Genomic DNA, 13339 nt, shown 5'->3' with positions numbered 1-13339 from the left:
TAGGATTTCGTCTCCCAGGCGTCAACATCATGACGCGACCCCTCGCGTGCCCGCGACCTTTGGCGCAAACCGCTAATGACTTGTATCGCCGCGCGACGTAGATGAGCAGAAACGCGCGACACAAGCGCGCCGGTAGCGGGCGACTGCGCCGGGCGAGGTTAGAGAGAGGGCGGACGCGCGGTCGCGTCCGGCAAACGCATGAGGTGCCGATCCGCATGACCGCCCGGGAGTACAGCGCCTGATGCATCAGCGCCCCCGGATCTCGTTGGCGCTCGCCCTGGCGATCGGGGCGGCGCTGCTTCCGCTCGCGATCCTCGCCGGATGGTCGTTCGATGTCGCGCTGCTGAGAGGACTGGGCGCCCCGTCGCGTCCGATCCATCCGATGACCGCCTTTTCCTTCTTCCTGATGGCGAGTGCGGGGATTCTCAGTTCGATGGGCTTGCGCCGACCGGCTCAGGCGCTTTTGATTTTCCCGCTGATCTACCTGCTGCTGATCCTGATTCAGCATTTGAGCGGGCTGGATAGCGGTATCTCGCGCATGCTGTTCGCCGAGACGATGGCGTCGTCGGCGGCGCTTCAGCGACCGATCACACCAATGGGCGCGGTCGCAGTGCTTGCTGCGCTGCTGGCCGCGCTGTTCCTGCGCAGTTCCGGCTCGGCGATGGCGCGCGCGTGGGTCGGGCAGGTTACCGGGATCGCGGTCGCGGCGACCCTGCTCCTCCTCACCTTCACCGTTGCCACCCAATTCAGCGCGGGCGCGCGGTTCATTGGCGTGGCGGCGGCATCGGCGGTGCCCATTCTGCTGTTGTGCGGGTCGATCCTCGCGTCGCTGGAGATGGTGCGAAGCACGCCGCACCAGCACACACCGTGGGACACGCTGCAGCGGATCCAGCCACTGATCATTGTGTGCTCGGTAGTGCCGGCGCTGGTCCTGATCGGTCTGCGGCAGCGCGCGGTGCTGTCGGATGCCGAACTCTATTTCCTGATCGCGATGGCCAATCTGGTGGTGCTGGCGGCGCTGCTCTCCTACGTCACCCACCGCGCGAGCCGTCAGAACCGGATGCTCGCAGGCGGCGAAGCCAAGCTCCACTCGATCCTCGGCACCGCGCCCGACGCGCTGATCATCACCGGCGACGACCTGGTGATCCGTACCTACAGCGCATCGACGCCGTTGATGTGGCGATGCGGCGATACCGAGCTGACCGGCCAATCGCTCCACGCCCTGTTCGAAGCGCCGATCGACACGTTCGAGACGCTGGTGCGCACCCCGAGCGGCACGCATGGCGGTGCGACGATCACCACCGGGCGACGCTCCGACGACACCAGCTTCCCGGCCGAGCTGAGGCTGGGCATCGCCGAGCAGGAGGGCGAGCGCGTCTGCGTCGCCTTCGTCCGCGATTTGTCCGAGCGGATGTCGATGGAGGACCAGCTCAACGGCCTGAGCTTCCAGCTGATGCACCTGTCGCGGCAGAACGCGATGGGCGAGCTGGCGGGCGATATCGCGCATGAGATCAACCAGCCACTGACCGCCGCCACCAACTATGCCTCGACCGCCGCCTATGTGCTCGATCAGCGCGGCGACACCGACAAGGCGCGCGAGCACCTCAAGGAAGTCAGCACCCAGCTGCTCCGCGCCGGGGGCATCATCAGCCGACTGCGCGCATTTCTGGCCAATCGCGAGATCGAATTGCGGCGCGAGCCATTGGAAGCGGTGGTGCAGGACGCCGTCAATCTGGTGCGGATCGGTTCGCGCCGCGTGGCAGGACGGCTGACCGTCGATATCCCGCCTGATACCCCGCCGGTTTACGTCGATCGCATCCAGATCCAGCAGGTGCTGGTCAATCTGCTGCGCAACTCGTTCGAGGCGTGCGACGAATCGGGGCGCGAAGCCCGGATCGACATCGTTGCGCGGCAGGCGGGCGATCATCTGGTGGAAATCGAGGTTTCCGACAATGGCGCGGGCCTGCCCGAGGGCTTTGCCGAGCGGCTGGGCCAGCGTTTTTCATCGACCAAGGGCGAGACGGGCCTTGGCATCGGACTCAACATTTCCAAGCGGATTGTCGAGGCACATGGTGGCACGCTGGTCGCGGAAAGCCGCCAGCCACATGGTGCGGTGTTCCGCTTCACCGTCCCGGCGCTCGGCGACCTGCCCCAGCTTTAGCTTTTAATCTTCCAGCCCGAGCGCAGCAGCGCGTAGCAGGCGAGGGCCAAAGCGATGTCGAGCGCGAGGATCACCGCGCTGCCCACCAGGATCGGCGAGTCGGCGACGCCGAGGAAGCCGTAGCGGAAGCCGGAGATGATATAGAAGAACGGGTTGGCGTGGCTGATCGCCTGAAACAGCGGCGACAGGCGATCGACCGAATAGAAGGTGCCCGATAGCAGGGCGAGCGGCGCGACCACGAAATTGGTCACCGCAGCCGCGTGGTCGAACTTCTCCGCCCAGATCGAGGTGAGCACCCCCATCAGCGCCAGGAACAGCGATCCCAAGAACCCGAACCACAGGATCGCCCAGAAATGCGCCGGGGTCACGCTGACGCCAGGCCACAGCGCCATCGCCAGCCACACCGCCGCGCCGACGCAAAAGGCGCGCGTCACCGCGCCGCCGCACAAGGCCGCGAGCAACTCGCCCGTCGAAAGCGGCGGCATCAGATAATCGACGATCGTCCCCTGAATCTTGCCGACCAGCAGCGAGAAGCTGGCATTGGCGAACGCATTCTGGAGCATACCCATCACGATCAGCCCCGGCGCGAGGAAGTTGGCGAAGGGAATCGCGCTGTCGCCGAGCGTCACGGTGCGCCCGCCACCACCCAAAGCGACGGTAAATACCACGAGGAATAACAGCGTCGTAACCGCCGGCGCCCACACCGTCTGGAGCTGCACCTTGAAGAAACGGCGCACCTCCTTCACATAGAGGGTCCACAGCCCGCCCCAATTCACGTTACGGATTACCGGAACGCCGGGGCCGGCGATCATGCTTTCGGGCGGCGGGGACTGGTCGGTCATGCAAAGGCCGGTTAATCGCTGCGGCCACACCCGGCAACGGGATTGATTCTTTAGGGACGACAAATGAGCTGGACCGACGAACGGATCGAGACGCTGCGCAAGATGTGGGACAGCGGCCTGACCGCGACGCAGATTGCCGAGGAACTGGGCGGAGTGAGCCGCAATGCCGTGATCGGCAAGGCGCATCGCCTGGGCCTCGCCTCGCGCCCGTCGCCGGTCAAGGCGAACACGGCCGAGGCCAAGGCGGCCGCGGCCCCGGCTCCGGCCGCAGCGCCTGCGCCGAAGCCCGCTCCGGTAGCGCCCGCACCCGCGCCGCGCGCGGCTGCACCCGTCGCTGCCCCGCCGCCAGCCCCCGCCCCGGTCGTCGATGACGAGGATGCGGACGAGGATGAGGCGCCCGCCCCCACCCCCGCCCCGCGTGAAGGCCCGGTGCTGCGTTCGGTCGGCCCCGGCGGGTTCATCCGTCAGAACCCCGGCGAACAGGCCCCGCCGATCGCCCCTGCCCCGCCGCGCCGTCTGGTTCCCGCCAAGCCGAGCAAGGAGATCGAGGGCAAGACGACGTTGCTCGACCTCAACGATCGCATCTGCAAATGGCCGCTGGGCCATCCGGGCGAGCCTGATTTCCACTTCTGTGGCGAAAAGGTGAACCCCGGCTTCCCCTATTGCGTCGATCATTGCGGCCACGCCTATCAGGCGCAGCTGCCACGTCGTGATCGCCGCCCGCCGCCGCCAATGCCCTATGGCGGCCCGCGCGTCCGTTAAGGACGCGCGATCAAGCGGTTAGACCCTCAATCCGGGTAAACGGTCGCTTAACCACAAAGGCGTAGGTCGGAAGCATCATGTATGCTTTCCCCCTGCGCCGGCACGGTGCCATCATCAGTCAGGCCAGCCTCGTTCTGGTCAGCGTCGCAACCCTCGCGCTGTGGCCGCCGCGCGAGGGGCCGATGGTCCTGATCGCGCTGGATGGGCGCGATGCCGGACGGCTGGTCGGGCCGGCGCTGGAGGCTGGCGCGGTGCTGGCCGGACGCGGCCCAATGCCCAACATGATCATCGTCAACGGCGTTCGCGCACGACTCGCACCGCTTGCCTGGCGCGGCGTCATCGCGCTCGCCGCGCCGCGCGGCCTGTGCGGTCCGGGGAGCGCGGCATGACCCTCAACGATATTAGCTTGCTGCGTCAGCGCGGCGCGACCGTGCTGGTCACCGCCAGTTGGATCAACACCGCCGCCGTCCTGCTGATCAGCCTGATCGCGTCGAGCGACCGGCTGTTCCCGCTCGCCCTGATCGGGATTGCCGCGAATCTGCTTCCGACGCTGATGGTCCGCCGTCATCGCGTCGATGCGCAGGCGCGGCTGGTAATCGCCTCGCTCGCCGCAGTTCAGCCCGCGCTCGTGGTCTATGCGCTCAGCGGTCATGCCTGGCAGATGGACGGGCACATGTATTTCTTCGTCGCGCTGGCCGCGCTGACGGTTCTGTGTGACGCACGGGCGATCCTGTTCGCCTCCGCGCTGATCACCGTCCATCACCTCGTTCTGCAATATGCCGCCCCTGCCTGGGTGTTCACCGGCGCGGGCGATCTGGGGCGCGTGTTGTTTCATGCGCTGGCGGTGGTGCTGCAGGCGTCGGTACTGGTCTATCTGACGCAGACCATCCGCACGCTGCTGACCCGCAATACCGAGGCGCGTGCGCTGAGCGAACAGGCCGCCGCCACCGCCGAGCAGCGACGCGTCGAGGCCGAAACCGCGATGCGCGCAGCAGCCGACTCGGCGCGCCGCGAGAATCACGAACGCGCCGCACGCGAATCGCTGGCGCGCGAGGCCGAGGCGCAGCGGCGCGAAGCCGAAGCCAACCGGCGCGAAGACCATCGCCGCCTGGCCGAGAGCTTCCAGCAATCGATGACCGGGATCGTCGCGACGGTCGGCACCGCCGCCAGCGAACTCGACCAGCTCGCGGGATCGCTCAACGGCGTCGCCCGCCGCGCGAGCCGCGAATCGGGCGAGACGGCGGCGAGCGCCAGCCAGACCTCTGGCGCGGCAGAGACGCTGGCGATCCGCCTGCACGACCTGTCCACGTCGATCACCGCGATCGCCGCCAGCGCGGACCAGCAGGCGCAGCGCAGCGACGACGCCAGCAGCATCTCCGATGGCGGGCGCGGCGCGGTGGTCGCGCTGACGCAGCGTTCGCAGACCATCACCAGCTTTGCCGAATCGATCCACGAGATCGCGACGCGCACCAATTTGCTGGCGCTCAACGCCACGATCGAGGCGTCGCGGGCGGGCGAAGCGGGACGCGGCTTTGCGGTCGTCGCGCATGAAGTGAAGCAACTTGCCGGAGAAGCCGCGCGCGCGACCGGCGAAATCCGCCATCTCGCCGATTCGATGCATGGTGGCGCGGAAGTCGCGCAGGATGCGCTGTCGGAGATTACTGCGATGGTCGGTGACCTCGCCACTGCTGCCGAGGCGATCCGCGCCGCGGTGGACGCTCAGCGCGAAACCGCGACGGCGATCGACCGGTCGGCGCGCGATACCGCCACTGGTGCGGCCTTCATGGCCGAGCGCGTGCGGGGTGTCGCGGCGATGGCTGGGGAAACAGAGCAGCTGTCCGACCGCGTGGCGGCAGCCGCTGGCGCTTTGTCGCGTACGGCACGCGCGCTCGATGACTCGACCCGGGGGTTCCTGTCCAAGCTCGATGCCGCTTAGGGGTCGACCCAACATGGTCTCGCGGTCGAGTTGCGTAAAAAGGGAGCCAGCGGACCGGGCCGCTGACTCCCTGTTTTTGTTCCAACCGCTGCTTTAGAAGCGGAAAGCCACCACGGCACGCGCGCTGTGGAAGCGGAGCCGGTCGCCGCTACGGACAAGATCGGTACCAGTGGTGTTTGGAGCGAGCACGAACGGGTTCGTCGCCAGAGCCGTGCCGCGACCCACTCGGACGGTGTAGTCGTCCATTTTCAGGTCGGTCCAAAGATATTCAACGCCAACCGAGATGTTTTTCGAGATTTTCTGCTCCAAGCCACCACCCGCAGTGTAGCCCCAAGCGTCTTCACCGCCGGTCGGCGTGAAGCTGTTGGCGGTGTTCGACGTTTCGAAACGCGAGTCCAGATCCGCGTAAGCGCCACCGCCGGTCACGTAAAACAGGGTGGTGTTTGCCGCATAACCGGCTCGGGCCCGCAGCGACGCGTTCCAATCCATCCGGGTGCTGATCGTGTAGCTCGCCGGCGTCGTGCTGAACGCCGAAACGAAATCAACGGTGTTTGCCTTGCCGACTTCGCCGACAAGGCCAAAGACAAGATTGCCGCGCTGAACGTCGAACCCGACTCGCGCTGCGCCGCTCACGCGGCTGCGATCATTCTCACAGCCCGTATCGCGGATCGCGCTCTGTGCGCGACCATCGCAAAACCCGGGCGAGAAGGCGTCCGCGCCAGCATCGGTCGATACCTGATCCCCGAACGTGCCATCGAGATTACGGTCAAACGCGATGCGTTCGCCAGGATCATTGCCCTGGAAATCATAGGTTACCGCACCGCCCACATAAAAGCCCGAAAACTCGTCGGACCCGTCTTGAGCCGACGCCGAAGTGGCGGAAAGTGCGATGGCTGCGGCGGCTGCGCCGACGAGAAAAAGATTACGCATGTGACGGTTACTCCCTAGAACTTGCGGGGGCTCAACGACGCAAACCGCGCTTCTTTCCCGACCCGTTCCAAATTTCCGGGATCATGTTGCCGTGCAGCAACACCCGCGCTTGCCCCGGAGCATGGGGAGGACTAGCCAGAACAAATGTCGTCCGATCTTTTCCAGTCCGGTTCAGCCACCCCCTCCAACAGCTACGACGCCGCCTCGATCGAGGTGCTGGAGGGGCTCGAGCCCGTCCGTCGCCGGCCGGGCATGTATATCGGCGGGACCGACGAGCGCGCGCTGCACCACCTTGCCGCCGAGATCATCGACAATGCGATGGACGAGGCGGTGGCCGGCCATGCCAGCCGGATCGAGGTGACGCTGGACGTCGGCAACCGGCTGACCGTCGTCGACAATGGTCGCGGCATCCCGACCGATCCGCATCCCAAATTCCCCGACAAGTCGGCGCTCGAAGTGATCTTCTCGACGCTGCACGCGGGCGGCAAGTTTTCGGGCAAGGCCTATGCGACCTCGGGCGGGTTGCATGGCGTCGGCAGCAGCGTGGTCAACGCGCTGTCGACCGACATGGTGGTTGAGGTGGCGCGCGACCGCCAGCTCTATCGTCAGCGCTTCAGCCAGGGGCAGACGCTGGGGCCGATCGAGGCGGTCGGTGCCGCGCCCAACCGGCGCGGAACCAGCGTCGCCTTTACGCCGGACACCGAGATTTTCGGCGAGATGCAGTTCAAGCCCGCGCGGCTCTACAAGCTCGCGCGGTCCAAGGCCTATTTGTTCGCGGGCGTCGAAATCCGCTGGAAATGCGCGCCCGAACTGATTTCCGACGACACCCCGGCCGAAGCGGTGTTCCAGTTCCCCGGCGGCCTCGCAGACCACCTCAAGGAACAGCTCGGCGCGCGCGAGGGTGCGACGGCGGAGTTTTTTGCGGGGCGGCAGGACTTTCCCGGCGAAGCGCAGGGCAGCGTCGAATGGGCGGTCGCCTGGCCGCTATGGAGCGACGGCAGCTACAGCTGGTACTGCAACACCATCCCCACCCCGGACGGCGGCAGCCATGAACAGGGGCTGCGGCAGGCGCTGGTGCGCGGCATCCGCGCGTTCGGCGAGCTGGTCGGCCAGAAAAAGGCCAAGGACATCACCGCCGACGACATCATGGTCGGGTCGGAGCTGATGCTGTCGGTGTTCATCCGCGATCCGCAATTCCAGAGCCAGACCAAGGATCGCCTGACCTCACCCGAGGCGACCGGGATGGTCGAAAAGGCGGTGCGCGACCATTTCGATCACTTCCTCACCGACAAGATGGAGCGCGGCAAGGCGCTGCTCAACTATGTGCTCGAGCGCATGGACGACCGCCTGCGCCGCAAGCAGGAGCGAGAGGTCAAACGCAAGACCGCGACCTCGGGCCGCAAGCTGCGCCTGCCGGGCAAGCTGACCGACTGTTCCGCCGACGACCCTGCCGGCACTGAATTGTTCATCGTCGAGGGCGACAGCGCAGGCGGCAGCGCCAAGCAGGCGCGCGACCGCAAGACGCAGGCGATCCTGCCGATCCGCGGTAAGATCCTGAACGTCGCATCGGCGACCAGTGCCAAGATCGGCGCGAACAGCGAAATCGCCGACCTGACGCTGGCGCTCGGCTGTGGCACGCGCAAGGACTGCCAGCCCGACAATCTGCGCTACGAACGCATCGTCATCATGACCGACGCGGACGTCGATGGCGCCCATATCGCGACGCTGCTGATGACCTTCTTCTTCCAGGAGATGCCCGACATCGTGCGGCGCGGGCACCTCTACCTGGCGCAACCGCCGCTCTACCGTCTCACCGCCGGTGCCAAGAGCCTCTACGCCCGCGACGACGCGCACCGCGCCGAGATCGAGGCGGGGCCGTTCAAGGGGCGCAAGGTCGAGGTCTCGCGCTTCAAGGGCCTGGGCGAGATGAACCCCGGCCAGCTGCGCGAAACGACGATGGACCCCAAGACGCGCAGCATGCTGCGCATCACGTTGCCGCAGGAATATGAGGAGCGCGCGGGCGTCAAGGATCTGGTCGATCGGCTGATGGGCACCAACCCGGCGCACCGTTTCGCCTTCATTCAGGAAAATGCCGCGCGGCTGGACGAAGAGGCGATCGACGCCTGACATGGGCCGGTCCTGCCATTGCGGGGCGGGGCGGCGCGTGACAAGAATGACGGCATGAGCCTGCCCGCACCCGTCGCCGATCTTTCATGGACCTGGGACGACGGGGTCCGCGTCACCGCGACCAGCGACCCGCATTCGCCGGTGCTGCGCCGCTTTTTCGACGGTTACGACCGCGCCTTCATCCTGCCCGATGAGCGTGAGGAGTTTGACGGCTTCGTCCAGTGCCTCGCGCTCAATGAAACGCATCGCAACGCCTATAGCCGCCGCCATTGCGAAGTGGCGATGGCGTTCGAGGATGCGGACGGCGTGCTGCTCGGCGGCGCGAACTTCCTCGCCGCCACCACCGCAGGCGACGCCCCTGCCCCTGCGACGGTCGCGCTCAACTATGTCTATGTCGAAGCGGCCGCGCGCGGGCGCGGGCTGCTGCGCCGCATCCTCGCCGATGTCCGCCGCACAGCGCTGAGCGTGCTGGGCCTCGATCCGGACGGCCCCGCGCCGGTGCTGTTCATCGAACAGAATGACCCGCTGCGCCTGACCGCCGAAGCCTATGCCGCCGACAGCGACCATTCGGGGCTGGATCAGGTCGACCGTCTGGCCATCTGGGCGCGGATCGGTGCGCGGGTGGTCGATTTTCCCTATGTCCAGCCCGCGCTGTCGGCCGACCAGCATCCCGATGACGGGCTGATCTACGCCGCGATCGGCTATCCGGGCGATGCCGTTCCCGCTGCGCTGCTGCGCGATCATTTGCAGAGCTTCTTCGGGATTTCGGTGCTCAAGGGCGAAGCGGAAGCACCCGGCGGGCCAGCGGCGCAGCAACTGGCTGCACTCGCCGCCCGCGCCGATCCGGTCGCGCTGCTGCCGATGGTGCCGGCGCTCGCCCGGCTGGCCGCGACGCCTCGCCCCAATTTCGACTTTTTCCGCGATCTCGCACGGGAGGCTTGCAGACATGGCGATCAGGGGACGGGAGCATAAGCCCGGCAGCTATGACGCCGCGGTTCCGGGGACGATCTACTGGACCCTGTCGCTCTATATCGAGCCCGACCGGGTCGCTCAGGCGCTCGGTCGCAAGGCTGTCGAGCACCTCCCCTCTTCGGTGTTCCGCCGCGCACAGATGCGTCATTTGCCTTCGCTCGCGCTGCGCAATGCGATCGACCCGCTGTTCAACGACATCGCCGACCGTGAGACGCAGGGCGAGGTACAGGAATATCTGCTCGCCACCACCGCCGCGCAGTGCAACGACCTCGAAGACGCCGCCGCGCTGATCCGGCGGAGCGAGCCGCTGACATTCAAGGTCGATAAAAGCACGACCTGGATGACCGAGGGGGTGACGTTTGAGGCGCATCCCCCCGCGCTCGACGATCCGCGCCGCGTCGGGCTGCGCACCTTCTGGGTCTCGCACAACAACGGGGCGCTTACCTATCATCTGTCGTTCAACCACCATTATGCGGAAGTTTTCGACGAGAATGGCGTCGCGCGGTCGGGCTATGACCCATCGACCTATTATTTCCTGTCGCTGCTGCAGAAGCTGGCCGCGCCCAAGGAATATGCGCTCAAGCCCGAATTGCTGACCGCGCTGATCGAGACCGCCGATCCCTATGTCGATGTGTTCAGCGACACGCCGCTCGGCATCGACCCGCTCGATACGCTCAAGGTCGAAGATGCGGACGGCAAGGAGGCACGCTTCTGGCCGTTCGTTCAGCAGCGCCTCACGCGCGACGCACGAGCCCTGTTTCCGCGAGTCGCGCGCGAATTGGATATCCCTGCGCCGGCACACGGGTTCGAGACCGGCCTTGTCGACATGGTCCCGTTCATCGAGGTGCCGGGACTGAAGGTGCCCAAGTCGCGCTTCATGTTCGTCGTGCATGACGAGCGGTTGTTCGACCGGTTGATGCCGCTCGACGCCGCCGGACTCGCCTCGGTCCCGCGCAAATCGATGGTCCGCGATGGATGCTATGCGCCCTATCAGAAGCAGATCAGCGACCTGACCGCCCCCGATGCCAAGGGCCTGCCGCCCCGTCGCGTTCACCTTGGCGAACCGACGGCGGAAGAGGAGAAGAAGGAGGTCAATCCGCGCGACCGCGTGGCGGCGGATTTCTGGAACTGGGCCACAAAGCGGGCCGAATATGACGCGATGCTCGCCGCCGGTGGATTTGCGCGCGCCCCGGCGGAAGGCGCGAAAAAGGTACGGGGTGCGCCGCCCCATGTCGTGCTCAAGCCCAACGATCATGACGGCCTGAAAAAGGCGATGCGCGAAGGCACCTGTGTCCAGTTGCTCGATGCGAAACACCAACCGCTGGCGGCCCCGATCCGTCACCATGTGCCGGCGTTCGAGCTGAATCGCGCCGACTGCCTCGACTATCTGTTCCTCGCCGGGTTCAACCAGAACATCATCGACTTCATGAACCAGGACACGTCCGAGATCCTGGACAGCATCGACCCGATCTATCCCGACAGCGACGAACAGTCGGACGAGCGCTTCTTCGTCCGCTACGCCAACCACCGCGCGATGATCACCTATGTCCCGCGCAGCCGCAGCCTTGAGATCGGCAACGACTATATCGGTACCTGCCCCTACGCATTCCTGATTCACCTGTTGGCGCTGCACAACGAGTTCCTGGCGCGCGCGCATGAGGAACGCAGCATGGCGCGGATCGAACGGATCACGGCGATGACCGCAGGACGCACTCCGCACGACAGCGCGGCGCTGCGCGCGTTGCGGGATCGCGAAGAGATCGACCCCGACGATTCCGGCGACCCGACCGAGTTGTTGATCAATCGGGCCAAGCTCGCCGAGTTCGAGGATTATGAGCGGTTCCGCTACGCCAACCCGTTCCGCTACGATACCGAGCGCGATGTGTTCGCCAAGCTGCAGGACCTGCGCGGTACCAATCGCAAACAGGCTGCACTGACCACCGCGATCGCCAGCCTGGAGGATCACGCCAGCGACCTGCGCCGCCGCCGCCAGCAGCGCGCAGATCAGGAAAGCGCGCGCCGCGACCTGCGGATCAACCTGTTGCTGGGGGGCATGGGCATCTTTGGCGCAGGTCAGATGATCTATTGGATCGGTGAAAAGGCGGCTGGGGAGGACAATGCGCCCAAATCCCTGCTGTTTTCCACGGCGGCGGACAAGCAGGTCGGCACCGCGATCATGGGCAGCGTCGAGGTCGCGATGGCGATCGCGCTGGCGCTGTTCGTGCCGCTGCTGATCTGGATTCTGGTGGACGCCATCCGCGCCTCAACCCGGCGCTGATCGTCAGCCGCGCGTCGCCCATTCGTCGCGCAAAAGGCCATAGATGATCGTGTCACGCACGCCGATATGCGTTTCCCATTCGGCGCGCAGATGGCCTTCGAGCTTGAAGCCCAGCCGTTCGAGCAAGCCCCGCGACGCTGCATTGTCCGGGTCGACATCCGCGAACACCCGGCGCTGCCCTTCGTCGTGGAAGAGCAGGTCGATCACCCGCGCTACGGCCTCGTGCGCGATCCCCGAACCCCAATGATCACGCGCAAGAATATAGCCGATCTCGTTCACCCCGGGGCGACGTCGTATCACCGTCACCCAACCGATCGCCGGAGCGGCCTCGCCCAGCGAGATCGCCCAGCTGCGCATGCCGTCGGGATCGGGTGCATAGGTCAGGTAGGCGCGGGTCTCGGCAACATCGCCATGAGGTGCGCTGGACCACCAGCGCATCAACGGGGCGTCCGACAACACCGGGAACATCGCCTCGGCATCATCGGGGACGATTCCCCGCAGCCGGAGCCGCGCGGTTTCGAGCACGGGAAGCGCCGTCACGCCTCCGCCAGCGCCTCGACCAGCGACTTCACCTTTTTCTGCCGCCACTGCGGCAGCGGCGCGACCAGCCAATAGCCAAGCCTTGAGGGGATCGGGTCGCCGACCACCGCGACACGGCCCGCTTCGATGTCGGCGCGCGCGAGCAGTTCGGGCACTGTCGCGCGACCCAGCCCTTCAGCAGCTGCGTCGAGCGCGAGTCCGGCATCGCCGACCTTGACCAGCGCAGTGCCATCCTCGGCAACGCAGCCAGGCCAGCCGATCGGGGTTTCGCCGCGTCCGCCGGGCTTGGCGACAGTGACCATCCCGTCGCTCTCCAGCGCCTCGCCCTCATGCTCGCCTGGCCCTTCGCCCCAGCGGATGGCGAGGTCGAGATTGGCTTCGGTAAAGTCGATCGCCTCGTCCGCAGCGATCAGCACGAAGCGCAGTTCGGGATCGGCGCGCGCGATTTCGGCGAGGCGCGGCATCAGCCATTTTTCGGTCAGGTCGCGCGGTGCGGCGATGGTCAGCGACTTGGACGACTGCCCCGCCTGCATCGCGCGGACCGATTCCTCGAATTGAAGGAAACCGGCGCGCAGCGCGTCGAGCCCGGCATGCGCCTCGGGCGTCAGCTCCAGACCCTTGGTCGTGCGGCGGAACAGCACGACGCCCAGCGTATCTTCAAGCGCGCGAATCTGCTGGCCGACCGCCGCCGGAGTCACCGCCAGTTCGTCCGCCGCACGGGTGAAGGACAGATGCCGCGCCGCCGCGTCGAGCACGCGCAGGCCGTTGAGGGGGAGATGTGTACGCTTCAT

11 protein-coding genes are annotated in these 13339 nt (G+C 66.4%); 7 read left to right on the top strand and 4 right to left on the bottom strand.

Annotation, left to right across the window (positions count from 1 at the left end; all coding sequences use genetic code 11):
- The first annotated feature begins 241 nt into the window (after window positions 1–241).
- Window positions 242–2161 (top strand): sensor histidine kinase, encoded by a 1920-nt coding sequence (locus tag VGN66_RS07105; RefSeq protein WP_327518144.1) that lies wholly within the window; start codon window positions 242–244, stop codon window positions 2159–2161.
- Here VGN66_RS07105 and VGN66_RS07100 read toward each other — a convergent pair.
- The gene (locus tag VGN66_RS07100) at window positions 2158–3003 is read right to left on the bottom strand and encodes an ABC transporter permease (protein WP_327518143.1); all 846 of its coding nucleotides are present in this window, start codon (window positions 3001–3003) and stop codon (window positions 2158–2160) included. The genes VGN66_RS07105 and VGN66_RS07100 overlap by 4 nt on opposite strands.
- 63 nt (window positions 3004–3066) lie before the next feature.
- Here VGN66_RS07100 and VGN66_RS07095 point away from each other — a divergent pair, with 63 nt between their 5' ends.
- The 3 genes from VGN66_RS07095 to VGN66_RS07085 all read left to right on the top strand — a co-directional run bounded on the left by VGN66_RS07095 (window position 3067) and on the right by VGN66_RS07085 (window position 5701).
- A complete protein-coding gene (locus VGN66_RS07095) occupies window positions 3067–3765 on the top strand; it encodes a GcrA family cell cycle regulator (RefSeq protein WP_327518142.1) in 699 nt (232 codons plus the stop codon).
- Between the two features lie 77 nt (window positions 3766–3842).
- Window positions 3843–4154: a hypothetical protein gene (locus VGN66_RS07090; RefSeq protein WP_327518141.1), complete on the top strand. Its 312-nt coding sequence runs from the start codon at window positions 3843–3845 to the stop codon at window positions 4152–4154.
- Window positions 4151–5701, top strand: coding sequence for a methyl-accepting chemotaxis protein (locus VGN66_RS07085; RefSeq protein WP_327518140.1), 1551 nt, complete (start codon window positions 4151–4153; stop codon window positions 5699–5701). Before VGN66_RS07090 ends, VGN66_RS07085 begins: the two co-directional genes overlap by 4 nt.
- A 93-nt stretch (window positions 5702–5794) precedes the next feature.
- Here VGN66_RS07085 and VGN66_RS07080 read toward each other — a convergent pair whose 3' ends face one another.
- Entirely contained in the window at window positions 5795–6631 is an 837-nt protein-coding gene (locus tag VGN66_RS07080) for an outer membrane protein (RefSeq protein WP_327518139.1), read from the bottom strand.
- Between the two features lie 144 nt (window positions 6632–6775).
- Here VGN66_RS07080 and parE point away from each other — a divergent pair, with 144 nt between their 5' ends.
- Genes parE through VGN66_RS07065 form a run of 3 tightly spaced genes read left to right on the top strand, consistent with a single transcriptional unit; the run spans window position 6776 to window position 12008 of the window.
- Window positions 6776–8758 (top strand): DNA topoisomerase IV subunit B, encoded by a 1983-nt coding sequence (gene parE / locus VGN66_RS07075; protein ID WP_327518138.1) that lies wholly within the window; start codon window positions 6776–6778, stop codon window positions 8756–8758.
- Between the two features lie 54 nt (window positions 8759–8812).
- Window positions 8813–9730, top strand: coding sequence for a hypothetical protein (locus tag VGN66_RS07070; protein WP_327518137.1), 918 nt, complete (start codon window positions 8813–8815; stop codon window positions 9728–9730).
- On the top strand, window positions 9705–12008 hold the full coding sequence (locus tag VGN66_RS07065; RefSeq protein WP_327518136.1) for a hypothetical protein: 2304 nt from the start codon (window positions 9705–9707) through the stop codon (window positions 12006–12008). The genes VGN66_RS07070 and VGN66_RS07065 overlap by 26 nt, the downstream gene beginning before the upstream one ends.
- Before the next feature lie 3 nt (window positions 12009–12011).
- Here the strand turns inward: VGN66_RS07065 and VGN66_RS07060 are convergent, their stop codons facing one another.
- Both VGN66_RS07060 and VGN66_RS07055 read right to left on the bottom strand, forming a co-directional pair.
- A complete protein-coding gene (locus VGN66_RS07060; RefSeq protein WP_327518135.1) occupies window positions 12012–12548 on the bottom strand; it encodes a GNAT family protein in 537 nt (178 codons plus the stop codon).
- A complete protein-coding gene (locus VGN66_RS07055) occupies window positions 12545–13339 on the bottom strand; it encodes a LysR family transcriptional regulator (protein ID WP_327518134.1) in 795 nt (264 codons plus the stop codon). The genes VGN66_RS07060 and VGN66_RS07055 overlap by 4 nt, the downstream gene beginning before the upstream one ends.

The organism is Sphingomonas sp., from assembly GCF_035998645.1.
In the GTDB taxonomy this organism is placed as follows: Bacteria; Pseudomonadota; Alphaproteobacteria; order Sphingomonadales; family Sphingomonadaceae; genus Sphingomonas.
Note: the sequence above shows the minus strand (reverse complement) of the source record. Positions and strands in the feature narration are given on the sequence as shown.

Bases quoted from the DNA above. Each gene is read 5' to 3' on its own strand.
- VGN66_RS07105 (WP_327518144.1), top strand. From the start codon at position 242: ATGCATCAGCGCCCCCGGATCTCGTTGGCGCTCGCCCTGGCGATCGGG.
- VGN66_RS07100 (WP_327518143.1), bottom strand. From the start codon at position 3,003: ATGACCGACCAGTCCCCGCCGCCCGAAAGCATGATCGCCGGCCCCGGC.
- VGN66_RS07095 (WP_327518142.1), top strand. From the start codon at position 3,067: ATGAGCTGGACCGACGAACGGATCGAGACGCTGCGCAAGATGTGGGAC.
- VGN66_RS07090 (WP_327518141.1), top strand. From the start codon at position 3,843: ATGTATGCTTTCCCCCTGCGCCGGCACGGTGCCATCATCAGTCAGGCC.
- VGN66_RS07085 (WP_327518140.1), top strand. From the start codon at position 4,151: ATGACCCTCAACGATATTAGCTTGCTGCGTCAGCGCGGCGCGACCGTG.
- VGN66_RS07080 (WP_327518139.1), bottom strand. From the start codon at position 6,631: ATGCGTAATCTTTTTCTCGTCGGCGCAGCCGCCGCAGCCATCGCACTT.
- parE (WP_327518138.1), top strand. From the start codon at position 6,776: ATGTCGTCCGATCTTTTCCAGTCCGGTTCAGCCACCCCCTCCAACAGC.
- VGN66_RS07070 (WP_327518137.1), top strand. From the start codon at position 8,813: ATGAGCCTGCCCGCACCCGTCGCCGATCTTTCATGGACCTGGGACGAC.
- VGN66_RS07065 (WP_327518136.1), top strand. From the start codon at position 9,705: ATGGCGATCAGGGGACGGGAGCATAAGCCCGGCAGCTATGACGCCGCG.
- VGN66_RS07055 (WP_327518134.1), bottom strand. From the start codon at position 13,339: ATGAAGCGTACACATCTCCCCCTCAACGGCCTGCGCGTGCTCGACGCG.